Origin of the sequence: Pasteurella oralis (assembly GCF_002850605.1) — a bacterium.
Classification (GTDB): Bacteria; Pseudomonadota; Gammaproteobacteria; order Enterobacterales; family Pasteurellaceae; genus Pasteurella; species Pasteurella oralis.
In genome coordinates this window covers 93,167-118,632 of record NZ_NXGB01000007.1, presented here as the reverse complement: position 1 = coordinate 118,632, position 25,466 = coordinate 93,167, and the positions used below count along the sequence as shown (strand labels likewise).

At 37.2% G+C, this 25,466-nt stretch carries 22 protein-coding genes and 1 tRNA gene; 15 read left to right on the top strand and 8 right to left on the bottom strand.

What is annotated here, in order from left to right:
* Positions 1-49 precede the first annotated feature (49 nt).
* Positions 50-1,054, top strand: a complete 1,005-nt coding sequence (gene gap / locus C0975_RS09470) for a type I glyceraldehyde-3-phosphate dehydrogenase (RefSeq protein WP_101776143.1) — start codon at positions 50-52, stop codon at positions 1,052-1,054.
* Between the two features lie 203 nt (positions 1,055-1,257).
* On the opposite strand, the gene C0975_RS09465 is transcribed toward gap, so the two are convergent.
* Positions 1,258-1,389: an entericidin A/B family lipoprotein gene (locus tag C0975_RS09465; RefSeq protein ID WP_101776142.1), complete on the bottom strand. Its 132-nt coding sequence runs from the start codon at positions 1,387-1,389 to the stop codon at positions 1,258-1,260.
* A 248-nt stretch (positions 1,390-1,637) separates the two neighbouring features.
* Between C0975_RS09465 and C0975_RS09460 the strand changes: the two genes are divergently transcribed.
* Positions 1,638-3,458 (top strand): AMP-dependent synthetase/ligase, encoded by a 1,821-nt coding sequence (locus C0975_RS09460; RefSeq protein WP_101776141.1) that lies wholly within the window; start codon positions 1,638-1,640, stop codon positions 3,456-3,458.
* Between the two features lie 138 nt (positions 3,459-3,596).
* Here the strand turns inward: C0975_RS09460 and znuA are convergent, their stop codons facing one another.
* The 3 genes from znuA to mltA all read right to left on the bottom strand — a co-directional run bounded on the left by znuA (position 3,597) and on the right by mltA (position 6,687).
* Positions 3,597-4,679 carry a zinc ABC transporter substrate-binding protein ZnuA gene (znuA, locus tag C0975_RS09455; protein WP_101776140.1) on the bottom strand — a complete coding sequence of 361 codons (1,083 nt, stop codon included), beginning with the start codon at positions 4,677-4,679 and terminating at the stop codon, positions 3,597-3,599.
* A gap of 146 nt (positions 4,680-4,825) precedes the next feature.
* Positions 4,826-5,587, bottom strand: coding sequence for a tRNA cyclic N6-threonylcarbamoyladenosine(37) synthase TcdA (gene tcdA / locus C0975_RS09450; protein ID WP_167383057.1), 762 nt, complete (start codon positions 5,585-5,587; stop codon positions 4,826-4,828).
* The gene (mltA, locus tag C0975_RS09445) at positions 5,587-6,687 is read right to left on the bottom strand and encodes a murein transglycosylase A (RefSeq protein WP_101776138.1); all 1,101 of its coding nucleotides are present in this window, start codon (positions 6,685-6,687) and stop codon (positions 5,587-5,589) included. The genes tcdA and mltA overlap by 1 nt, the downstream gene beginning before the upstream one ends.
* A gap of 240 nt (positions 6,688-6,927) precedes the next feature.
* Between mltA and C0975_RS09440 the strand changes: the two genes are divergently transcribed.
* Positions 6,928-7,004, top strand: a tRNA-Met gene (locus C0975_RS09440).
* Positions 7,005-7,202: 198 nt separating this feature from the next.
* On the opposite strand, the gene mpl is transcribed toward C0975_RS09440, so the two are convergent.
* Complete coding sequence (mpl, locus tag C0975_RS09435; RefSeq protein WP_101776137.1) at positions 7,203-8,576, bottom strand: UDP-N-acetylmuramate:L-alanyl-gamma-D-glutamyl-meso-diaminopimelate ligase; 1,374 nt, start codon at positions 8,574-8,576, stop codon at positions 7,203-7,205.
* A gap of 144 nt (positions 8,577-8,720) precedes the next feature.
* Here mpl and fbp point away from each other — a divergent pair, with 144 nt between their 5' ends.
* The 4 genes from fbp to dcuC all read left to right on the top strand — a co-directional run bounded on the left by fbp (position 8,721) and on the right by dcuC (position 12,615).
* Positions 8,721-9,722: a class 1 fructose-bisphosphatase gene (gene fbp / locus C0975_RS09430; protein ID WP_101776136.1), complete on the top strand. Its 1,002-nt coding sequence runs from the start codon at positions 8,721-8,723 to the stop codon at positions 9,720-9,722.
* Between the two features lie 118 nt (positions 9,723-9,840).
* On the top strand, positions 9,841-10,335 hold the full coding sequence (locus tag C0975_RS09425; protein WP_101776135.1) for a hypothetical protein: 495 nt from the start codon (positions 9,841-9,843) through the stop codon (positions 10,333-10,335).
* A 400-nt stretch (positions 10,336-10,735) separates the two neighbouring features.
* The gene (locus tag C0975_RS09420; protein WP_245853366.1) at positions 10,736-11,101 is read left to right on the top strand and encodes a peptidase dimerization domain-containing protein; all 366 of its coding nucleotides are present in this window, start codon (positions 10,736-10,738) and stop codon (positions 11,099-11,101) included.
* 107 nt (positions 11,102-11,208) lie between these two features.
* Entirely contained in the window at positions 11,209-12,615 is a 1,407-nt protein-coding gene (gene dcuC, locus C0975_RS09415; RefSeq protein WP_101776134.1) for a C4-dicarboxylate transporter DcuC, read from the top strand.
* Positions 12,616-12,693: 78 nt separating this feature from the next.
* Here dcuC and C0975_RS09410 read toward each other — a convergent pair whose 3' ends face one another.
* Complete coding sequence (locus tag C0975_RS09410; protein WP_101776133.1) at positions 12,694-13,503, bottom strand: hypothetical protein; 810 nt, start codon at positions 13,501-13,503, stop codon at positions 12,694-12,696.
* Positions 13,504-13,638: 135 nt separating this feature from the next.
* On the opposite strand from C0975_RS09410, the gene C0975_RS09405 reads away from it, so the two are divergent.
* From C0975_RS09405 to C0975_RS09370, 8 genes are all read left to right on the top strand, one after another.
* Positions 13,639-14,319 (top strand): trimeric intracellular cation channel family protein, encoded by a 681-nt coding sequence (locus C0975_RS09405; protein ID WP_101776132.1) that lies wholly within the window; start codon positions 13,639-13,641, stop codon positions 14,317-14,319.
* 16 nt (positions 14,320-14,335) lie between these two features.
* Positions 14,336-15,598 carry a glutamate-5-semialdehyde dehydrogenase gene (gene proA / locus C0975_RS09400; protein WP_101776131.1) on the top strand — a complete coding sequence of 421 codons (1,263 nt, stop codon included), beginning with the start codon at positions 14,336-14,338 and terminating at the stop codon, positions 15,596-15,598.
* A 98-nt stretch (positions 15,599-15,696) separates the two neighbouring features.
* A complete protein-coding gene (lysC, locus tag C0975_RS09395; protein ID WP_101776130.1) occupies positions 15,697-17,049 on the top strand; it encodes a lysine-sensitive aspartokinase 3 in 1,353 nt (450 codons plus the stop codon).
* 176 nt (positions 17,050-17,225) lie between these two features.
* Complete coding sequence (gene purA, locus C0975_RS09390) at positions 17,226-18,524, top strand: adenylosuccinate synthase (protein ID WP_101776129.1); 1,299 nt, start codon at positions 17,226-17,228, stop codon at positions 18,522-18,524.
* A 202-nt stretch (positions 18,525-18,726) separates the two neighbouring features.
* On the top strand, positions 18,727-20,124 hold the full coding sequence (locus C0975_RS09385) for a cytochrome-c peroxidase (protein WP_101776155.1): 1,398 nt from the start codon (positions 18,727-18,729) through the stop codon (positions 20,122-20,124).
* A gap of 310 nt (positions 20,125-20,434) precedes the next feature.
* On the top strand, positions 20,435-22,576 hold the full coding sequence (nrdD, locus tag C0975_RS09380; RefSeq protein WP_101776128.1) for an anaerobic ribonucleoside-triphosphate reductase: 2,142 nt from the start codon (positions 20,435-20,437) through the stop codon (positions 22,574-22,576).
* A 264-nt stretch (positions 22,577-22,840) separates the two neighbouring features.
* Entirely contained in the window at positions 22,841-23,305 is a 465-nt protein-coding gene (gene nrdG / locus C0975_RS09375) for an anaerobic ribonucleoside-triphosphate reductase-activating protein (protein WP_101776127.1), read from the top strand.
* A gap of 78 nt (positions 23,306-23,383) precedes the next feature.
* On the top strand, positions 23,384-24,061 hold the full coding sequence (locus tag C0975_RS09370) for a glycosyltransferase family 2 protein (protein WP_167383054.1): 678 nt from the start codon (positions 23,384-23,386) through the stop codon (positions 24,059-24,061).
* A 21-nt stretch (positions 24,062-24,082) separates the two neighbouring features.
* On the opposite strand, the gene C0975_RS09365 is transcribed toward C0975_RS09370, so the two are convergent.
* Entirely contained in the window at positions 24,083-24,883 is an 801-nt protein-coding gene (locus C0975_RS09365; RefSeq protein WP_101776125.1) for a TatD family hydrolase, read from the bottom strand.
* Between the two features lie 13 nt (positions 24,884-24,896).
* Entirely contained in the window at positions 24,897-25,448 is a 552-nt protein-coding gene (locus C0975_RS09360; RefSeq protein WP_174674054.1) for a peptidylprolyl isomerase, read from the bottom strand.
* Positions 25,449-25,466 lie beyond the last annotated feature (18 nt).

The following is a 25,466-nucleotide window of genomic DNA, read 5'->3' as shown; positions in this document are numbered from 1 at the left end:
TTGTTCTATGTAACAGTTTTGTTTAACTTTAAATATAGGTGAAAATCTTATGGCAATTAAAATTGGTATCAATGGCTTTGGCCGTATCGGTCGTATCGTATTCCGTGCAGCACAACATCGTGATGACATCGAAGTTGTAGGTATCAACGACTTAATCGATGTTGAATATATGGCTTATATGTTGAAATACGACTCAACACACGGTCGTTTCGATGGTACTGTTGAAGTTAAAGATGGCAACTTAGTGGTTAACGGTAAGACCATCCGTGTCACTGCTGAGCGTGATCCAGCAAACTTAAACTGGGGTGCAATTGGTGTTGATATCGCGGTTGAAGCAACTGGTTTATTCTTAGATGATGCAACTGCACGTAAACATATTACTGCAGGCGCGAAAAAAGTTGTTTTAACTGGTCCATCTAAAGATGCTACACCAATGTTTGTAAGCGGCGTTAACTTTGATACATATGCGGGTCAAGATATCGTTTCTAACGCATCTTGTACAACAAACTGTTTAGCACCACTTGCTAAAGTCATCAACGACAAATTCGGTATCAAAGATGGTTTAATGACGACTGTTCACGCGACAACTGCAACACAAAAAACTGTCGATGGTCCATCTGCAAAAGACTGGCGTGGTGGTCGCGGTGCAGCACAAAATATCATCCCATCATCAACTGGTGCAGCTAAAGCAGTAGGTAAAGTCATCCCAGCGTTAAACGGTAAATTAACAGGTATGGCATTCCGTGTTCCAACGCCAAACGTATCTGTTGTAGACTTAACTGTTAACTTAGAAAAACCAGCAACTTACGCTGAAATCTGTGCAGAAATTAAACGTGCTTCTGAAAATGAAATGAAAGGTGTATTAGGTTACACTGAAGATGCTGTTGTTTCTACTGACTTCAATGGTTGTGCATTAACTTCTGTATTTGATGCAGCAGCAGGTATCGCATTAACAGATACTTTCGTGAAATTAGTTTCTTGGTATGACAATGAAACTGGCTACTCAAACAAAGTATTAGATTTAGTAGCTCACGTTTATAATTACAAAGGTTAATTACCTTTATTTACTTTCATATAGCCTCTTGCTCTGCAAGAGGCTATTTTTTTATCTATATTTAATTATGAGAAAGCAATAAAAAGCTGAATTCCCAATTGAAAATTCAGCTTACAATTAATCTTTGCATAATCACATATTACTCACTTAGCAAATACTACCTCTTTTTGGATAATAATTAGATTATGCTGTTGCAAAGTAAACTACTTACTCGCTGCTTGCTCTAATTTAGCACCAGCTTTCTGAATATCTTTACCAACACCTTTAGTGGTTTCACAAGCCGTTAGAGTACACGCAAATATAATTGATAAGAAAATAGCGACTAATTTTTTCATCCCTAGCTCCTGTATTTTCAATGAACAGAATGAGTCTAAAATAATTGACTCAATCCCATCCTATATGATCTTTGATAAAATACAAAACATTAATCACAAAATGATCGCTTATCACAGGATTATGATATCAATATCATCGTTAAACTTACGTAAATTTCATCACAATTTCAATAAAAATAACTAGTCTATTTAGGCGAACAAGTGTAAGCTAATACAGTTAATTATCATTATAATGAATCAAGGATACTATGGATAAATTGAACTTACATTTTGTAAACCGCATCCGTGAACAAGCAATACATTTATCAAATGAACCGGCACTACGTTATCGTGATCATGCAGGCTGGCAAGATATAAGCTGGCAGCAATTCCAACAACATATTGATGCACTCTCCTATGCATTATTGGCGAATAATATTAATGTACAAGATAAAGTGGCTATCTTTGCTCATAACATGCCTCGTTGGACGATTACTGATATTGGCACTATGCAAACACGCGCCGTAGTAGTTCCTATTTATGCGACGAGTGCAGCAAAACAAGTAGAATATATCCTTAATAATGCTGATGTAAAAATTCTCTTTGTTGGTGATCAAGAAGAGTACAATTGTACGCTAGAGATATTAGAAAATTGTCCTCAGCTGCAAAAAATTGTCGCAATGAAAGAAAATATTGATTTGCAAAATAATGTTAAAGCCTGCCACTGGCCAACATTTATTGCTGAAGGTAATAACGTACAACAATCCTTATTACAAGAACGCCTTGAACATAAAAAATTAGATGACTTGTTTACTCTAATTTATACGTCAGGCACAACTGGCGAACCTAAAGGTGTTATGCTTGATTATGCAAACCTTGCCCATCAACTACAAGCCCATGATACTGCCTTCGCCACTTTTAATGTTAGCCAATATGATGTATCACTGTCATTTTTACCTTTCTCACATATTTTTGAACGCGCTTGGGTTGCTTATGTACTACATCGTGGTGCAGTCAATTGTTATCTGGAAGATACTAATCAGGTACGCGAAGCATTAACTGAAATTCGCCCAACATTAATGTGTGCCGTACCACGTTTTTATGAAAAAATTTATACTGCTGTTTGGGATAAAGTACAAAAAGCTCCTTTTTTGCGTCGTGCAATTTTCAATTGGGCAATTTTTATTGGACAAAAGCGCTTTCAATTGGCCATGCAGAAAAAACCAATTCCTTTTTTATTGCGTAAACAATATGCACTGGCTGACAAACTTGTACTTTCTAAATTACGTCAATTATTGGGCGGCCGTATTCGCATGATGCCATGTGGTGGTGCTAAATTAGAGCCTACTATTGGTTTATTTTTCCACAGCATAGGTATTAACATTAAATTAGGCTATGGAATGACAGAAACGACAGCGACAGTTTCTTGCTGGGAAGATGATCATTTTGAGCCTAATTCTATTGGTACATTAATGTCTGGTGCAGAAGTAAAAATTGGCGAGGATAACGAAATTTTAGTACGCGGTGGTATGGTTATGCGTGGTTATTATAAAAAGCCACAGGAAACCGCTGAAAGTTTTACTGAAGATGGTTTCTTAAAAACAGGTGATGCGGGTGAAATTGATGAACATGGCAATTTGTATATCACTGATCGTATTAAAGAGCTGATGAAAACGTCGAATGGTAAATATATTGCACCGCAATATATTGAAACTAAAGTTGGTAAAGATAAGTTCATTGAACAAATTGCTGTGATTGCAGATGCCAAAAAATATGTTTCTGCTTTAATTGTACCTTGTTTTACTAGTCTTGAAGAATACGCAAAACAGCTTAATATCAAATATCATGATCGTATGGAATTGATCAAACATTCTGAAATTATTCAAATGTTTGAACAACGAATTAATGAATTACAAAAAGAATTACCAAGCTTTGAACAAATTAAAAAATTCACTTTATTACCACAAGCATTTACAACAAAGATGGAAGAAATTACTCCTACACTTAAACTGCGTCGTAAAGTCATTGTAGAACGTTACAAGACTCAAATTGAAGCAATGTACAAAGAATATACACATAAAAAAGATTAAATTAGCTAAACAAAGGGCTTCAATCAGATATTGAAGCCCTCACTTTCTTATCTATCACAAATGTAAAAAGGTGATCTTGACTAAATAAATTAATATCAACAAAGATCCTGATGAAATTCTTGAAAAATCGACCGCACTTTACTTACTCAAACAAGAAAAATAACTGTCAGCAGTATATTGTAAGAAATTGGCATAAGAATTCATCCCTAAACTTACTGCATCACCCATTGGATCTAAACGTCCAACATGTACCCCCGTTCCTTTACTCAAACCTTCAATCACTTTCGGTGTAAATTGAGGCTCTGCAAATAAGCAATTCACCTTATGCTCTTTAATTTCTGCTTTAATCTTAGCTAGTGTTTTCGCCCCTGGCGCCACTAATGGATTAATTGTGAAATAACCAGTTTGCTTCAACCCATAAGTATTGTTGAAATAGCTATAAGCGTCATGGAAAACATAAAATCCTTTATCTTTTACAGGTGCAAGCTGTTGCTTAATTTTTTCATTTTGAGCGGCTAAAGTGCGGTTAAATTCTGCTAAATTTTGCACAATTTTATCTTTTTTCTCTGGATAAAGCTCTGTTAAACGCGTCGCTAAGCGAGAAGCAACAATTTTACTTATCTCTGGTGAATACCATAGATGCCAATTAGTGCTATGGTCATGATCATGTGCATGAGCGTTGTCATGATTGTGCTTGTGGTCATGCTTATGTTCATAGTCATGTTTATGTTCATGGTCATGTTTATGTTCATGGGCGTGTTTGTGATCGTGGTCATGTTTGTGATCGTGACCATGTTTGTGATCGTGACCATGTTTATGATCGTGGCCATGTTTATGATCGTGGCCATGTTTGTGATCGTGGTCATGTGCCTCACCTTCTAAAAAAGGACCAATTTCAGCAAAATCAGCGATACTAAGTACTTTTTTAAACGGCATTGGACGCAAAGTTTTATCAAGGAAAGCATCAATATCTTCACCAATCCAAACAATTAACTCTGCAGATTGTAACTTCTGAATATCTGAAGGTTTTAAGCTATAGTCATGTGGTGAAGCGCCTGTTGGTACCAGCACTTCTGTATCAGTTACACCATCTGCAATCGAAGAAGCGATAAAACCTAATGGCTTAATTGAAGTGACAACATTTGCACTGACTACACAAGAAAATGAAGCTAATGCAACAGCTAACGCGGTTTTCTGCAAGTTTTTTGGTAAAAGGCGCATATACAATTCCTTAGTTAAGAATAGTTATCAAAAAGTCGTCTTAGACTACTCTCTTTTCTCACAAATTGCTATCTTTTTTTTATATGAAAAATAAGTTTCTATCAAAAAAGCGAATGGCTATTCGCTTATTTTAACGAGATATAAAGCTAACGTAATAGTTTATCAATGACACGAGAAACAGCAAAAAAACCAAAGCTTGCTGTGATCATGGTAGCCGCACCAAACCCGTTCGCACAATTCATTGTGGCAGAAGTATCACAACTATCTGCAACTTGCGGAAAAATGAGTGGTTGAGTAGAAAAAACACAATCAATACCAAACTTACGCTTTGGATTTTGGCTAAAATGATATTCTTTACGCAACACAGAGCGTACTTTTGCAGCTAGCGGATCTTGAATAGTCTTACTTAAATCAGCAATTTGAATTTGTGTTGGATCCGTTTGTCCCCCCGCCCCACCAATTGTAATCACTTTTATTTTCTGCCTTTTACAATAAGCGATTAAAGCCGCTTTTGTTCTTACGCTATCAATTGCATCGATCACGTAATCATAGCCGCGAGATAAATAATCCACTAAATTTTCGTCACAAATAAAGTCATCGATAATATCCACTTCACATTCCGGGTTAATCAACGTCACACGTGCCTTCATCACTTCTGTTTTTAGTTTACCTACATTACCTGATAAAGCATGAATTTGGCGGTTAATATTCGTGACACAAATATCATCCATATCAATTAATGTCAGCTTACCAATTCCAGAGCGGGCTAAAGCCTCTACGCACCAAGAACCAACACCGCCAATACCGATAACACAAACATGAGAATATCTTAAACGAGTCAATGCATCTGTACCATATAACCGTCCAATTCCAGCAAAACGTTGCTCGTAATTATCTAAGCGTTCCATTATTGTAATACCCATACTCGACCATAATGTTTTGATAAGCCTGCAATATGACCAGCATCATCTCCTATCCCACGATACAAATCAAAATGGTGACCTTTTACCGCGCCGCCCACATCAAGTGCAACCATTAAATGTAACTTATGCTCACCAGTCCAACGACCATGAGTATCAATTTGTGGCACTTCTACTAGCAATAAACTGCCCAAAGGAATGACATTACGATCAGCAGCAACAGCAGCCATCGGTACTAATGGTACACCAGCAGCACCTTTTACTTTGCCATAAGGATCATTTTTAAAAAAGACATAAGACTCATTACGCTCAAGCAAGGCTTGTAAACGAGAAGGATTTGCTTTTGCCCAATCACGAATGGCTTGAATAGACATTTTTTCTTTTTCAATCTCGCCATCTTCAACTAATAAACGACCTACACTAGTATAAGGAAAACCATTTTGCCCCGCATAAGCGAAATAAGTTAAATTACCATCACCAAAATCAACATATCCACTTCCTTGTACACCTAACAAAAAGTTATCTAACATTGAATCACTGTATGCTAATTCTAAGCCTTTTTTCGCTAACGCCCCAGCATACACTTGAGCACGACTAAAACGTTTTTGCTTTGGCATTGCATAAATTGGCTGATTATATTTTCCTTGTTGTGTACGGCGGGCATGAATAACAGGTGAATAATAGCCAGTCATCAACACATTCTGGTAACCATCAAACCCTTTCATTAAGTGAGTTTGGATCCCAAAATCGGATAAATTACGAACATCACCACCAGACAATACCCAATTAGTCACTTTTACATAATGGTGATCGAACTGATTAGTTAATTTATTGGAATAATTTCTGACATTGGACACTTGCGTTAAAAAATCACCTTGATTAATCACCGCACTTTGATTTTCAACATTTGGTACCGCATTGAGAATAGCCTGCTGATATTCTCGTCCGGCATACTTCGCACCAAACTGCTGTGGATCAACTTGATTAATGGCAGTTGATGTCCCTTTGGGATTGGAAGAACAAGCCGCAAGCAGCATGGCACCTAAAAGTGCGGTCACTTTTACTAAAGATTTGCGCTGAAACATCATGGATTTCTATTCCTAAATAATAATCACTAAACTAAAAGCGCATACGCTATCAGAAATCCACTCAAAAATATAGCCTCGAAGCCATATATTATTTCCACTTTCCCCACCAACTATTATCCCCTACCAATGCAATAAAGCATAAAAAACAAGCATATCGTTTATTTTTATAACAAACACTCAGATTTAACGCATTTTTTTATTGCAATAAATTTTGAAACAAGTATATTACGCCTACACAGACGCGGGGTGGAGCAGCTTGGTAGCTCGTCGGGCTCATAACCCGAAGGTCGTCGGTTCAAATCCGGCCCCCGCAACCAAATTCGATAAAAGCCGTTAGTTCAGAAACTAACGGCTTTTTTATGAAGTCATCATACATAAACGTTGCTCAATAAAAAGGACAAATAGAAATTTGCCCTTTCAAACATGTTATATCGAACTCATTGACTCTTATATGTATCAAACACCTAAAGTAGAATTTGTGCGTTATTCTACAAGTGTCACATCATACTGAAAAATCATTCACTTTTTAGCGCAAGTTTATCTAACAATTTTTGATGAATACCACCAAAACTACCATTAGACATCACTAAAATATGATCTGATGGTTTTGCTTCTGCAACAATTGCCTCTACTAATTTATCTAAGTTTACATTCCACATAACAGGTTGTACACATTGATTCGCGATATCAACAACATCCCAGCCCATGTTCTCAGGTTGAAACAAGAAGACATTATCAGCTCTGCCTAATGCTGGTGCAATCTCATCTTTATGCACGCCCATCTTCATCGTATTAGAGCGTGGCTCTAACACAGCTAAAATACGTACTCCCCCACCGACTTTATCGCGAAGTGCGGTCAATGTTGCCAAAATTTCTGCAGGATGATGCGCAAAATCATCATATACAGCCACCCCATTGACTTCACCTTTCATTTCCAAACGACGTTTTGGGCTAATAAAGGTCGTAAGGGCTGCACAAGCCTCTTGAATTGCTACACCAGCATGATGTGCTGCTGCAATAGCCATCAATGCATTGTGCATATTATGCTGACCAACCACATTCCAATGCACTTCTGCCACTTTTTCTCCCTGATAAAATACAGCAAATTGTGTACAATCATTCGTAAGACGTTGTGCAAACCATGCCTGATCTTCACCTAAAAATTGTTGCTCAGACCAACAGCCCATTTCTAATGTGGCTTTCACACTGACCTCATCTGCAACAGAAAGTACACAACCACTAGCAGGAATTGTGCGAATCATATGATGGAATTGACGCTGAATGGCTTTTAAGTCATCAAAAATATCTGCATGATCAAACCCGATATTATTGATAATTAGTGTTTTCGGGTTGTAATGTACAAACTTAGAACGTTTATCAAAGAAAGCTGTATCATATTCATCGGCTTCAATCACAAAATAGTGACTCTCTCCTAAACGTGCAGAAGTGCCAAAATTGCCAGAAATTCCGCCAATTAAAAAGCCTGGTTTTAAACCGCACTTATCAAGAATCCAACTTAACATGCCTGTAGTTGTCGTTTTACCATGTGTGCCTGATACGGCTAAAACCCAACGCTCACGTAATAAATGATCATGCAGCCACTGTGGTCCAGATGTATAAGGCAAATTATGTTCTAATACATACTCGACACAGGGATTCCCACGTTTCATCGCATTACCAATAATAACCATATCTGGTGCAGGTTGTAATTGTGAGGCTTCAAAGTGAGGAATAATCTCAATCCCACTTTCCCGTAAAAAAGTACTCATCGGCGGGTAAACATTCGTATCCGAACCTGTCACTTTATAACCAAGTTGTTTAGCAATGATTGCGACGCCACCCATAAACGTGCCACAAATACCTAAAATGTGAATATGTTTTGCTGTCATTTTTCTATCTCTATGAAAAAATTATCATAAAAGTGTGTCGAAGATCACATTGTTAACATTCGACTTTTTTATGAAAAACCTAAGGTTGTTATAATAAATTAACTCATCAAATGAGTAAAATTTATTAACAACAAGGATTAAAATATGAAAACGTTGGGTCAATTTATTGTTGAAAAACAAGCAGAATATCCTCAAGCAAAAGGAGAGCTTAGTGGGATTTTGTCATCTATTCGATTAGTAGCAAAAGTTATTCATCGTGATATCAATAAAGCAGGTTTGACTAATAATATTATTGGCAACTCGGGTATCGAAAATGTGCAAGGTGAAGCGCAAATGAAGTTAGATCTTTTTGCTCACAATACGATGAAAAACGCATTAATTGCCCGTGAAGAAGTCGCCGGCTTTGCTTCAGAGGAAGAAGAAAACTTCGTTGCCTTTGATACTGAACGCGGACGCAATGCCAAATATGTGATTCTTACTGATCCGCTAGATGGATCATCAAATATTGATGTCAACGTCGCAGTGGGCACAATTTTCTCGATTTATCGTCGCATTTCGCCGATTGGTACACCTGTCACCTTAGAAGATTTTATGCAACCTGGACATCGTCAAGTTGCCGCTGGCTATATTGTTTATGGTTCTTCCACTATGTTAGTGTACACCACAGGTAATGGCGTAAATGGTTTTACTTATGATCCCTCTTTAGGAGTGTTCTGTCTTTCCCATGAAAATATCCAAATTCCACCAAACGGCAAGATTTATTCAATTAACGAAGGACAGTATCTGAAATTCCCTGCTGGTGTAAAAAAATATATCAAGTATTGTCAAGAAGAAGATAAACAGACTCAGCGTCCTTATACTTCACGCTATATTGGTTCGCTAGTGTCTGATTTTCACCGTAACATGTTGAAAGGCGGGATTTATATTTATCCAAGTGCTACAAATTATCCAAATGGTAAATTACGTCTACTCTATGAGGGCAATCCAATGGCATTTCTTGCAGAGCAAGCAGGAGGGCTCGCCACAGATGGGTTCCAGCGTATTTTAGATATCCAACCAAGCGCATTACATCAACGTGTCCCTCTATTTATTGGCTCAAAAGAAATGGTAAATAAAGCGCAGGGTTTTATGGCAGAATTGAGCTGAATGTAAAGTATTTAAAAGAGCCCGTAATTCATTTGACGGGCTATCCTCTATTCCCCTATTATAAGCAGCACAAAAAATAACCTTAAAAATTTTATTACTTAATTTAGGAAAGTTAGCTGTGGACCTTAAACAAATCTTGATGGCGGGAATCCTCACTCTGCCACCTTTTTTACTCTGGAGTTGTGAACGAAGCGTTTCACCGTTAACGACATTGCCTAATAATCAAGAAGAAATCCTGTCTTTAAAACAATTTAATAGTACAGTGAAAATCACACCTTCTGAGCGTTATATTACGCAAGATGCTCAAAATAATGATCTCGCGGCAATGACTTACCATATACAAAATTTAAGTGATAAATCCATTAAGACTATTCTGTGGAATAGTGTCTATATTTTGGATTCCAACTTTCTTTATACTCACGATCTCCCGATTGTCTTCGAAGCACCTTTAGCGCCACATACTCAACAAATAATTGCAGAGACTGTGCTTGTTAATAATATCCCGAAGAAAAATAGGCCATTAGTGTTAAACCCTAAAAACCCAATTAAAGTCATTATTATTGCCAGAGAAATTATTTTTGATGATGGAAGTAAAATTACAGTGTCAAGGTAGCCAATCTCAATAAGAGAATCTAACTCATACTTGTTAATCAAATATTCGATTAAAAGCTCTCTTCAAAACAAAATGACAATTGTAAATCAGTCATGCTTTTCTTCGTTTCCTTCTTTGACGAGATAGAGTTTAGATTGAAATACTGCCATATAGGTTTATGTGATCCTTCCTACAAACATCACTATTTTCGCCTAGATTAAATTGCTATCGCGCTAACTAATATGTCAGTATATCAAGTAATTTTATGTTATTTACTTTTTTAATGTGCGCTGATTAGTATTATAAGTAAGAAAGAAAAGCCTATGTTATTAAATATATTTCTAATGGTACAAATACGATTAATGCTTTTATTCGCATTGCAAAATAACTCAATAGTACCACTCCTGAAAAAGGAGCAACCATGAATATTGGAACAGTAGAAGGTAGCACAACACCCAATACAGTACCTGCTTATGCTAAAACACAAATTGATTGCCGCTTTACTTCGCTTGAACAAAGCGAACGTTTAAATCAATTCATTTCTACTTTATATGACACAGTCACTGAAGAGGGCGTAAAAATTAGCGTGTCAGATGATATCACTCCCCTATTTTGGCGTCATAATGAAACAGGTTTAGCTTTCTGTCACGCTGTTGCTCAAATAAAAGAGAGACTAAGTATTCAAGCTACTGAATGGGAATCGACGGTTGGTAGTTCTGATAGTAATTTCTTCGCTGCATTAAGCGCCATTGTTATCGATGGTGTGAAATCAAATGGTGGGAAATAACATAGTCTAGATAAATACTTAAATATTTCCTCAATTGAACCAAGAATTAAATTGGTCGTTGAATTAATTAAATGAATATTGTACTCAAAAAATAAAGGAATATACATATGTTAGGACTTCTACTTGGGTTAGTAATAAACATCCTTGTTGGTTATCTCATCGTCAAAAAACATAAAACACAATTCGCGCTACAATTTGTACTGCTATGTGGTGGTATCATTTTAATGTGCTTTGCAGTGCTATTTGGTTTAGGTGAAATACTGCCTGAACATAAATCCACAAATTGGATTGCATTAGACATTTTTGCGATTATCAAAAATTCATTTACCACTCGCGCATTAGATTTTGGTTTGATGATCATGGCAGTGGGTGCTTTTGCTCGCTATATGGATAAAATTGGTGCTAGTGAAGCATTAGTCAATATCACAGCTAAACCATTAAATGCACTTAAAGCACCTTATGTAGTACTTGCATTTGCTTATATTATTGGTCAAATCCTAAATATCTTTATTCCAAATGCAGCAGGACTCAGTTTATTATTAATGTTGACGATTTTCCCCATTCTCATCAACCTTGGCGTAAGCCGAGAAGGTGCGGCAGCGTTAATTGCGACAACAGCCTGCCTTGATTTAGGTCCTGCATCAGGCAATGCCATACTTGCAGCTAAAGCAGCAAATATTAATATTGCTGAATATTTTGTTAGCTATCAACTAAAACTCGCCATTATCACTATGTTAGTTATTTCAATTTCTCACTTCTTTGTTCAAAAATGGTTTGATAAAAAACAAGCATTACAGAGCAGCAATAATATGAATGATGAAGTAGTATTAGATAATAAAGTAGATACACCAGTGCAACAATCACGACCAGTTTCTAATCTCTATATTTTATTACCCTTATTACCATTAATACTTATTTTAACTTTTGGTAAATTAGTGATAAGCGGTATTAAAATGAATGTTACGATAGCAACAATCATCAGTTTACTTGTCGCAATATTATTTGAATTATTCAGAAAAAGAGATGTAAAACAAGTAGTTACTGAAATGAAGGTTTTCTTTGACGGTATGGGAAAACAATTCGCAACAGTAGTGACTTTAATTGTAGCAAGTGAAATGTTTGGGAGAGGATTAATCGCAGTTGGTGTAAAAGATACACTTATTTCAAATGTACAACTATTTGGTTTTGGTATTTTCTTAACGACCTTAATCATGGTCTTCATTATCACATTATCTGCTATCATGATGGGTTCTGGTCTTGTTTCTTTCTTTGCTTTTCTTCAATCAGTACCAAACATTGCTGCAATAGAGTTTGGTATATCACCAGTATTAATGATATTACCATTGCAACTTGTCACAGGTATTGCAAGAAGTATGTCACCAATTACGACAGTAATAATTGTTATTTCTAGCATAGCAAACATCTCTCCACTCGATTTAATTAAACGGACTATGCTTCCTATGACATTTGCCTTAATTACTGTTTTCTTAGGCACCTTTATATTTTATTATTAGTCAATTCGTGATTTTCAAAAAAACGGACATTAATAAATGTCCGTTTTTCTTTACACAGTAGCCCCTTATTGTAAGTTGTTAATCAATATATGCAAAACTTGCCCATAAAGGCAACGATGCAGCCATTAACAGTAAAATCGATAATGTGTTATAACTCAATTTCCATTGCTTAAAAATATGCACTGCAATGATAAATGCAATAACCAAATGCAAACTAAAGTACAATATCCATGCTAATTCATTAGCAAAACTGACTGTACTTGATGAATAAATCAACACTCCCAATCCGCTTAATGCGTTGAAAAACAACATCACTAACATGAATAATGGGAATAAGGCAATCAACCCTTGTAGGCGATTACGCGCCACCACTAAAGCTAAATTAGCCAAAATAATGCCTAGCAAACCTTGTCCAAACAGATTATATTGGATAAAAGAAAGCATTGAAACTTCAGTAAAGATCAGTAAATAACAAAGACAACCCAACCCTCCCATCAAACTTGCAATAATCAGCATTGATCGACGCAATTGATTATCTTGAGGTTGATGCCAAGTGGCTAGAACAACAGCTATTCCACACAAGCTTATCATGTCTGTCAAAATAAAATGATAGTTAGAAAAGAAACTGATAAGAAACCATAATCCCCAAAAAAGGGAAAAATACCCATTCACTTGGCTTAAACGTTCGCGTTGCCCTGGGCAAATTTGCCCTTTCATGAACACTAATACGCTAATTAACTGTGCCATCAATACTCCAAACGCAAAGTGAGAAATCGCTTTTGCTTGCGATTGTAAAAACATCGCAAAAAGATCAATACTCAGAATTAATATAAGTGGAAATAAAGATAAAAGTGCGGTCAATAATGGGGATTTTTTTTGTTCTGACATAAAATACATAGCCTTAATAAAACGAATTTGCCAATTATGCAAGAATTAGAAAGCACGGTCAAAATTTCCTATTCTTTTATCCAATTCCCCTCTAAAATAACCCCATTTTGAACCGCACTTTTAGGGATAAGATTTATGCTATTAAGCGTGTTATACATTATAGGTATTACTGCCGAAGCCATTACTGGTGCTTTAGCTGCTGGACGCGAGAAAATGGATATTTTTGGTGTAATTATTATTGCTTCGATGACAGCAATTGGCGGCGGTTCAGTACGCGATGTGTTATTAGGTCATTACCCTCTAGGCTGGGTTAAAAATCCAGAATATTTTCTGATTGTAGCAGGTGCGGCTGTACTCACTGTCTTTATTGTCCCTTTTATTCGCCCACTCATGCGTTATTTCCACACGATTTTCTTAGTACTAGATGCGTTAGGATTAATTGTCTTCTCCATTATTGGTGCACAAATCGCTTTAGACATGGGACATGGATTCACTATTGCGACCATTGCTGCAATCATTACTGGTGCCTTCGGTGGTGTACTCCGTGATCTGTTATGCAATCGTATTCCCTTAGTCTTCCAAAAAGAGCTATATGCCAGTATTGCATTGATTGCTACCAGCATTTATATTGGTTTACAACACTTAAACATTGATCAAAATCTGATCATCATTATTACTCTGATTAGCGGATTTATTGCACGTTTGTTGGCCATCTATTTTGAATGGGGATTGCCTGTATTTGATTACCAAGAACAGCAGATTGCTAAAAAGCACAGTGATGATAAATTATCTAAAAAAATACAATGGAAAAAATAACTCAGGAATAAATACAATGACAATCAACTTACAGCAAATGGGACAACAGGCCCGACAAGCCGCTTTTGTGCTATCACAACTTTCTCACCAACAAAAAAATGCAGCGTTGTCAGTCATTGCTGAGCAATTAGAAGCTCAGACAGAGCACATCCTCGCCGCTAATCAAAAAGACATTGAAGCAGCAAAACAAAATGGTTTATCTGAAGCCATTATTGATCGCCTATTACTCACAAAATCACGTTTAAGTGCTATCGCTAATGACGTACGCCATGTGATATCACTTGCCGATCCTGTTGGCAAAGTCATTGACGGCGGTATATTAGATAGTGGAATCAAAATTGAACGTGTTCGCGTACCGCTCGGCGTGATAGGTACTATTTATGAAGCACGTCCTAATGTGACTATTGATGTTGCAACACTCTGCTTAAAAACAGGCAATGCGGTTATTTTACGCGGAGGTAAAGAAACACAACATTCTAATAAAGTATTAGTTGATGTAGTACAAAACGCGCTAGTACAGGCAGGATTACCCCAATATGCAGTACAAGCCATTACAGATCCAGATCGCACCTTAGTCATGGCATTATTAAAACTGGATCGTTATGTAGATATGATCATCCCGCGTGGAGGTGCAAGCTTACATGAGCTATGTAAACAACATTCTACTATTCCTGTCATCGTTGGTGGTATTGGTGTATGTCACTTATTTGTTGAACAAAGCGCAGATTTAGACAAAGCACTACCTTTAATCGAAAATGCTAAAACACAACGCCCGAGTACTTGCAACACACTTGAAACTTTATTGGTACAACGCCATATCGCTGCCCAATTTCTGCCTAAATTAGCGGCACATTTAGCGGCAAAAAACGTAAAATTTCATGCAGATCCAACCGCACTTTCAATCTTGCAATCCGTACAGGCAAATGTTGAATCTATCCAACAACAGCAATTACGTCAAGAATGGCTCTCCTATGATTTAAATGTTGTCATTGTCGAAGATTTAGCCGAAGCAATAGCTCATATCCGTGAATATGGTAGTCAACATTCTGATGGTATTTTAACTAGTTCACAACAACTTGCTCAACAATTCATTGCACAAGTTGATTCTGCTGCAGTGTATGTCAATGCAAGTACTCGTTTTACTGATGGCGGGCAATTTGGCTTAGGTGCAGAAGTTGCAGTAAGTACACAGAAACTGCATGCACGAGGTCCAATGGGATTAGAAGCACTGACTACTTACAAATGGGTTTGTGTTGGCGACTATACTTCGCGTCGCTAGTCATATGCTAACTTAACTTATTTGAGCATTTTTTCTAACTCGTTATTTCTTTTAACTTATACAACATCATAACAATAAATAATTCTAAGGAGCCAATCATGTCTCATCTCTCTATCGCAAAATTTGGTGGTACAAGTGTTGCTAACTATGCTGCCATGTCTGCCTGTGCGAAAATTATCATTAATGATCCTAATACTCGCGTTGTAGTACTATCTGCTTCCGCTGGTGTCACTAACTTACTTGTGGCTCTTGCAAATGGCTGTGATAGTGCAGAACGTGCTAAATTAATGAGTGAAGTACGTCAAATTCAAGAAAACATTCTATGTGAATTAAAAGATGATAGTACTGTACGTCATCAAATTGAAAAGTTACTAACTAATATTGAATCTCTTGCTGAAGCTGCGAGTTTAGCGACTTCGCCAGCCCTGAGTGATGAATTAATTAGTCATGGCGAAATGATGTCTTCTTTGATTTTTGTCGAAATCTTACGTGAACTCAACACTACCGCTACTTGGATCGATGTACGCTCAATTATTGCCACAGATAGCCACTTTGGCAAAGCAAGACCTAATGATGCAAGAACACAAAAAAATAGCGATCAAATGCTAAAACCTCTCATTGATCGGGGTGAGTTGATTATTACACAAGGCTTTATTGGACGAGATGAGCAAGGTAAGACAACAACATTAGGACGTGGAGGCAGCGACTACTCTGCAGCATTATTAGCAGAAGTACTCAAAGCCAAAGATGTCCTCATTTGGACTGATGTTGCGGGAATTTATACGACAGATCCTCGTATTGTGACCAATGCAAAACGCATTGATACTATGAGTTTTTGTGAAGCAGCTGAAATGGCAACCTTTGGTGCCAAAGTTCTCCATCCTGCTACTTTACTACCCGCGGTACGCAGTAATATTCCTGTTTATGTTGGTTCAAGTAAAGTGCCTGAAGCAGGTGGCACATGGGTAACACGCGATCCACAACCAAGACCGACTTTCCGTGCCATTGCGTTACGCAGAGATCAAACGCTCTTAACACTTTCTAGTTTAAACATGCTACATGCTCAGGGCTTCCTAGCAAAAGTATTTACTATCCTAGCGAAATATAAGATCTCTGTTGATGTTGTCACTACTTCTGAAGTCAGTATTGCTTTAACTTTAGATAAAACAGGCTCCGCATCTTCAGGTAATTGCCTACTCTCAACGGATTTAATTGATGAGTTAAGTAAACTTTGCAGTGTAAAAATTGATAGTGATTTATCACTTGTGGCACTCATTGGTAATGACTTACATACATCTTCAGGTGTCGCTAAAAACATTTTTAATACGCTGGAAAATTATAACATTCGTTCAATTTGCTATGGGGCAAGTACAAACAATATCTGTATTCTAGTACGCAACGAAAATGCTGATACGATTGTCTGTGTTTTGCATAAAGCCCTATTTGAATAGGGCCTTTTGTATTAAAGTGCGGTCAAAATTTTAAAAATTTTGACCACACTTTGTTTTCTGTAATGCTCACAAATTATCAAATAAAAACGTAAATTACATTGAGATTAACATCAGAAAATAGTAAAGTAATCCGTTGTTCATTTTATTATACACAAGGCTTAAAGGCGGAAAATACTATGGGAAAAAGTGTTGTTATCTTAGGCGCACAATGGGGCGACGAAGGTAAAGGAAAGATTGTTGACTTATTAACTGATCGCGTAAAATACGTTGTACGTTATCAAGGCGGTCATAATGCAGGTCACACCCTAATCATTAACGGTGAAAAAACCGTACTTCGTTTAATTCCATCAGGTATCTTACGTGAAAATGTGACATGCTTAATCGGTAATGGCGTCGTCCTTTCTCCTGCCGCCTTAATGCAAGAAATGGGCGAATTAGAAAGCCGTGGAATTAATGTACGCGAACGCCTCTTAATCTCAGAAGCCAGCCCATTAATTCTCCCTTATCATGTTGCTATGGATCATGCTCGCGAAGCTGCCTTAGGTAAAAACAAAATTGGGACAACAGGTCGCGGTATTGGTCCAGCCTATGAAGATAAAGTGGCTCGTCGTGGTTTACGCGTCGGTGACTTATTCAATCCAGACGCTTTTGCTCAAAAACTGAAAAATATTTTAGATTATTACAATTTCCAATTAGTACACTACTATAACGCTGAGCCAGTAGATTTCCAAAAAACACTAGACGATGTCATGACTGTCGCCAATATTATCACTGATATGGTCGCCGATATCACAACAATCTTAGATAAAGCACGCCAAAACGGCGATAATATCTTATTTGAAGGTGCTCAAGGCACAATGTTAGATATTGATCACGGTACCTACCCATTCGTTACGAGTTCAAACACAACCGCAGGCGGAGTAGCAACAGGTGCGGGTTTTGGCCCACGCAATCTTGATTATGTATTAGGTATAATCAAAGCGTATTGTACTCGTGTAGGTGGCGGTCCATTTACCACAGAACTCTTTGATGAAACTGGAGCAGAGATAGCACGTAAAGGAAATGAATTTGGTGCAGTAACAGGTCGTCCACGCCGCTGTGGTTGGTTTGATGCAGTAGCAATTCGTCGTGCGATTCAACTTAACTCAATCTCTGGTTTTTGTATGACTAAGTTAGATGTCTTAGATGGCTTTGATGAAGTCAAAATCTGTATCGCGTACAAAATGCCAAATGGTGATATTGTTGAATATGCACCGCTTGCAGCTAAAGATTGGGAGGGTGTCGAGCCAATTTATGAAACGATGCCAGGCTGGAAAGAAAATACATTTGGTGTGACAGATGTCAATCAACTACCTGAAGCATGCCGTAATTATGTAAAACGTATTGAAGAAGTCACTGGTGTGCCTGTCGATATTCTTTCAACAGGTCCTGATCGTATTGAAACGATGATCTTGCGTGATCCATTTCAAGCATAGTTTAATCGTTTGATTTTAAATAAAAAATGGAAGGCAAGTATTGCTTTCCATTTTCTTTTTTGCTTTTCTATTAATTAATAGAAAATACAAATTGATTCTATAGATTTAATAAATTGGATTTATTAATTTAGATCAATAAACCCTATATATTGTAATGTTAATATACTCACTCGTAATAACAAAAGGAATTTTATTTATGAAAATGAAAAAATTATTGTTATCTGCCGTTGCACTCGCAACAGTAGGTTTTTTAGGAACAGTAGGTTACGTCCATATTTTTGATAAACAACAAGCTGAAACATTATTAGCGCAAACTCAACTCAGTGGACAACCACAAAAAGTCGCTAAAGTGTTCTATGACAATGGCTGCCAATATTGTCATACATCAAATGCAGAGCTACCTTTCTACTCTAAATTTCCTATCGTAGATAAAATGGTGCAAGAAGATATCCAAAAAGGTACAAGAGTATTTCTACTTAATGATATCCTCGATGGATTAAAAGATCCAACCAAACTCTCTGAAGTCAGTCTTGCAAAACTAGAACAAGTTTTGATTAAAGATGAAATGCCAATCGCCAAATTTGTGCATATCCACTGGGGATCACGTCCTGATGCAGATGAAAAAGTGACAGTATTAAATTGGCTCCGAGAACAACGTCAAAACCACTTCCTTCCAACAAACACTGAAGGAATTGACCCAACGCGTTTAGTCCAGCCGATCCCAGATAGTTTAGAAACCGATCCATTAAAAGTTGCTTTAGGTAACATGCTCTATCATGATGGGCGTCTTTCTGCGGATGGTACTGTTCAATGTCATACTTGTCACCAGCTCAAACTTGGTGGTGCAGATGGTTTAGCCGTATCAACAGGAATTGATGGGTTAAAAGGTGGAATTAACGCACCAACGGTCTATAACTCAGCTTTTAATATTTTACAATTCTGGGATGGACGTGCTAAAGACCTTGCAGCGCAAGCAGGTGGACCACCTCTTAATCCTGTAGAAATGGGTTCAAAAAGCTGGGATGAAATTGTTGCCAAATTTGAACAAGATGACGTATTTAAGCAGCAATTCCTCGCAGTATACCCTGAAATCAGTGAAGCAACTATTACTCATGCTATTGCTGAATTTGAAAAAACATTAATTACTCCGAACAGTGCTTTTGACCGTTATCTTAAAGGAGATAAAAATGCGCTAAATCAAGATCAGTTGCGGGGCTATCAATTATTTAAAGAAAATAAATGTGATACTTGCCATGTTGGTGTCGCGATGGGAGGACAATCTTTTGAGTATATGGGCTTATTTGATGACTATTTCGCCGCAAGAGGAACGCCATTAACTGACGCAGATCAAGGGCGCTTTGCACATACGCAAAATCCTGCTGACATGCATAAATTTAAAGTGCCAACATTGCGTAATATTGCATTAACTGCGCCTTACATGCATGATGCTCGCACAAGTGATCTAAAAGAGGCTGTACGAATCATGCTGCATTACCAAAGCGGTAAAGATCTACCAAGCAAAGATGTCGCAGATATCGCCGCGTTCTTAGAAGCATTAACAGGGGAATATCAAGGTAAACTATTAACTCTAGAAAATTAGTTATATTCACAATAATATATTACTCCCACTTAGACCTAGCTTATGGCTGGGTCTTTTTTACTTTAACAGAATCTAACAACATTACCTCATTTTTTGATCTAGATCACATTTTTATAAAATATATTTGAGAATAATTCTCACTTAAAAATAAGAATTTTATCAATAAAACCAATCAGTAATCATATTTCCTCACCTTGTTTTTAACCTAACCCTAACAAAAACACTATATCTTGTGGTTGAAAATAAAATTTTAACTATATATAGTATCCTCGATATTTGAGTCATACACATAAAATAGGGTAAAAACAATATGGCAACTTTCTTTGTAATTAAACGTGATGGTTCACGCGCAGGTTTTGAAATCCAGCGTATTATCAATGCAATCAAAAAGGCTGCACAAGCGGTTAATGTGGAAGATGAACGCTATTGCCATGCAATAGGGCAACAAGTCTGTGATGAAATTTTTGCGCGCTATCAACAGGAAATTGATATTAGCCACATTCAAAAAATCGTGGAAAATCATCTTATGTCAAGCCAATATCCTGAAGTAGCGCGGGCTTACATTGAATATCGCCATGATCGTGATCTTGCACGTGAAAAACGTAGCCATCTCACTAAAGAAATCGAAGGTTTAATTGAGCAAAGTAACGTAGAGTTACTCAATGAGAACGCGAATAAAGATGCCAAAGTCATTCCAACACAACGTGATTTATTAGCTGGTATTGTAGCCAAACATTATGCTAAACGTTATATCTTACCGCGTGATGTTGTTGAAGCCCATGAAAAAGGCGAAATTCATTACCATGATTTAGACTATGCCCCATTCTTCCCAATGTTTAACTGTATGCTAGTTGATTTAAAAGGTATGTTGAATAATGGCTTCAAAATGGGGAATGCGGAAATTGAGCCACCAAAATCTATTGGCACTGCAACAGCAGTCACTGCACAAATTATTGCACAAGTCGCTAGCCATATTTATGGTGGGACAACAATTAATCGTATCGACGAAGTGTTAGCCCCTTATGTCCAACTCAGCTATGAAAAACATCTTAAAACAGCAGCGGAATGGCAAGTGCCTGATGCAGAAAACTATGCAAAAGCTTTAATTGAAAAAGAATGTTTCGATGCGTTCCAATCTTTAGAGTATGAAGTTAATACGCTACATACATCAAATGGCCAAACACCATTTGTGACCTTTGGCTTTGGCTTAGGAACAAGCTGGCAATCTAAATTAATCCAACGTTCAATTTTGAAAAACCGAATTCGTGGGCTAGGCAAAAATCATAAAACCCCCGTATTCCCCAAACTGGTCTTTACCATTAAAAAAGGTATTAACCACAGCCCAACCGATCCTAATTATGATATTAAACAACTTGCGTTAGAATGTGCTTCCAAACGAATGTACCCTGATATTCTCAACTATGATCAGGTTGTCAAAGTCACGGGGTCTTTCAAAGCACCAATGGGCTGCCGTAGTTTCTTAGGTGCTTACCATGAAAATGGCGAAGAAATGCACGACGGACGCAACAACCTCGGTGTCGTGAGCCTTAACTTACCACGTATTGCAATTGAAGCAAAACGTCGTAATCCACAACAAAGTGCGGTCGATTTTTACCAAATTTTAGATCAACGCCTCGTAATTGCGAAAAAAGCCTTGATGACTCGTATTGCGCGTTTAGAAAACACCAAAGCGAGAGTTGCTCCAATTCTTTACATGGAAGGGGCTTGCGGTGTGCATTTAAACGCAGATGATAATGTGGCGCAAATCTTTAAAAACGGCCGAGCCTCGATTTCATTAGGCTATATTGGCATTCATGAAACAATTAATGCGCTATACGGCGATAAACATATGTATGATGATGAACAATTGCGTCAAAAAGGTATTGAAATTGTGCAATATCTTAGCAAAACAGTACAACAATGGAAAACAGAAACTGGCTATGCATTTAGTCTCTATTCGACACCAAGTGAAAACTTATGTGATCGTTTCTGCCGTCTAGATACTAAACAATTTGGCGTCATCGAAAACGTCACTGATAAAGGTTACTATACAAATAGTTACCATTTAGACGTAGAGAAGAAAGTCAACCCATACGATAAAATCGACTTTGAGCTTCCTTATCCTGCATTAGCGAATGGCGGTTTCATTTGTTATGGTGAATATCCTAATATTCAACACAACCTAAAAGCATTAGAAGATGTTTGGGATTATAGCTATGAGCGCGTTCCTTATTATGGCACGAATACCCCGATTGATGAGTGCTATGAATGTGGTTTTACGGGTGAATTTGAATGTACGAGTAAGGGCTTTACCTGCCCGAAATGCGGTAATCATGACAGTGAAAAAGTGTCTGTAACACGTCGAGTTTGTGGTTATCTAGGCAGTCCTGATGCCAGACCATTTAATGCAGGCAAGCAAGAAGAAGTAAAAAGACGAGTAAAACACTTGTAATCCACACTTCCCCCTCTTAATTTAATGAAAAGAGGGGGAGTTTAAAATAGAGATATGCTGCGATATGTCTTATTTAATCGCGTTTTAAATCAATTTAAAAGCCCTATTCCCCACAAACAACATAAAGAAAAATCAACAAGATATTTTTGTTCACGAGGTTTATCGGTAAAAAAATCTAACGAAATTTAACAATTAGTGTTATTCATTCTACATGTTTTAAACTAATGAATAAGTCAATCATCTTCGAATAAAATAAATAGCATTATGAATTATCTTCAATACTACCCTACTGATATTGTTAATGGTGAAGGTACACGTTGTACTTTATTTGTCAGTGGTTGTATTCATGCATGTAAAGGCTGCTACAACAAGAAAAGTTGGTCCTTTAGTGCAGGCGTTCCTTTTGATCAGGCGATGGAACAACAAATTATCAACGATTTGAAAGATACGAGGATCAAGCGACAAGGTTTAACGCTGACTGGTGGCGATCCGCTACATCCAGCTAATCTTGCCGTGCTTTTGCCTTTTGTAAAACGCTTAAAACAAGAGTGCCCCAAAAAAGATTTATGGGTGTGGACAGGCTATAAACTTCAAGAACTCAATGAATTTCAACGTGAAATATTACCTTATATTGATGTTCTTATTGACGGTAAATTTGAGCAAGAAAAAGCTGATCCCAGCCTAGTGTGGCGAGGCTCATCAAACCAAATTATCTATCGTTTTAAATAATATTCACGCTTAAGATTTCATTAAGATCTCTTCAGTAAAGTAATTACTCATAAATGATTCACTATGTTGGAGGATTCAATGAAAACAAACGAAATCAGCATTATTTTAACAACGGATCATGTTGAAACATCACTTAATTTATTACTAGAAGATCTACTGGCGCAGACTCATAAGCAATTTGAAGTCATTGTAGTCGATTTAAGCCGTATTGATCAAAATGGGGCAATTTTTGAAAATTACCGTGACAAATTGGATTTACACATCATTCAATTAGATGGACAAAAAGCAAGTGTGGCAAAAAATCTTGCTGTAGAGAAAGCAAAGTATGAACGCTTGTTATTTTTGAACCCAAGATTACGTTTATCGCCCGATTTTATTTATCAATCCCTATCGCGCTTAAATAAACAACAACTTTGGTTAGCAAGTGGAAAGTTACAAGTACAAGATGCACCATTAATCATGCGCTTAGCAGTTGAAGGATTTAATCTGTTAATGTGGCTGTCTAAATTCATGATTCCATTAAGTAGCTTTGATTGCTTATTTAGTACAAAGCAGATACACCATACAATTGGTGGATTTGATATTCACGAGGAAAAAACTTGTAACTATTTACAAAAAGCGGCTAAAACTTTTCATTACAATGTCATTAATGCCAGTGCACAACATCCTAGAACTGAAGTTGAACAACAAGGTATATTAAAATTTATTGGCAAATATTTACGCGATTATCTACGTTTATTGGTTAAGAATATCTAACTAAAATGGCTAAGGTTTCACTTAGCCATTTTTATTTGAAAATAAATCGACACTTTGCTGCCAAATGATCTGCTTAATCTGCTCAGGAGCTTCTGTTCTCAATTCACATAAAGATTGAAAAACATTAAACACACGCTCAGGACGATTCGGTTGTCCTTGGAAACCAGATACAGGCATATCTGGTGAATCCGTTTCCAACAATAAACTCTCTAAAGGTAAACGACCAATTGCATCACGAGTTTTATTCGCCCGCAGATAAGTAATTATCCCGCCTACCCCAATCTTATAGCCAAGATCCACAAAACGCTTTGCTTGCTCATAGCTTCCAGCAAAACCATGTACCACTCCCCTTTTGGTTAGAGGGATACGTTTAAGAAAAGTAAACAACTGCTCATGTGCTTTACGTGAATGCAAATTAACAGGCAAATGATATTGTTGTGCTAAATAAAGCTGTGCTTCTAAAAATTGACACTGCTTACGCCAAAGTGAGTCTGTCAATAATTCTGGTATAGCACGCTCTAAACCAATTTCAGCAACAGCAGTACAATTCAACGCCCGTTCAGATAATTTATTCTCCAACAACGCCAGATCTTGCTGGCTATGCTGGACAATATAGAGTGGATGTAAACCCAGTCCATAATACAAATGTTGAGGATAAAGTGCGGTCATTTTTTGAATAATTTCGAAGTCTTTCGCAAGCACAGAAACAATCAAGATTTTATTCACCCCGACTTGTAATCCATTACTCAATAACTGCTCAATTGACTCACCTGTATCACGCTGTAAATAATCTAAGTGAGTATGGGTATCAAAAAACGCCATCGTACACAAACACTTATTCAACGGTAACTGATTTAATTATCACATCTTGTTTTGGTACATCACGATGGAAGCCTGAACGCCCAGTATCGACTTTACTCATTTTATCTACAACATCCATCCCTTCAATCACTTTGCCAAACACAGCATAACCCCAACCCTGTGTGGTTTCCGCACTAAAATTTAAAAAATCATTATCAACGGTATTAATAAAAAACTGTGATGTCGCCGAATGTGGGTCAGAAGTACGCACCATCGCCACTGTACCACGTAAATTTTTCAACCCATTACTTGCTTCATTATGAATAGGTGCATTTGCTTTCTTTTGTATCATACCTGGTTCAAAACCACCTGCCTGTACCATAAAACCATCAATGACACGATGAAAAATCGTTCCATTGTAAAAACCCGCTTGGCTATATTGTAGGAAGTTTTGACTTGAAATAGGCGCTTTTTCTTGCTCTAACGCAATTTTTATTTCACCATAATTAGTATGCAGTACTACATTTTTTGCTTGTACACTAATTGCTAATAATCCAGCAGCTAGTGCTGTCAATATGTTAAATATATTCATCATCATATTCCT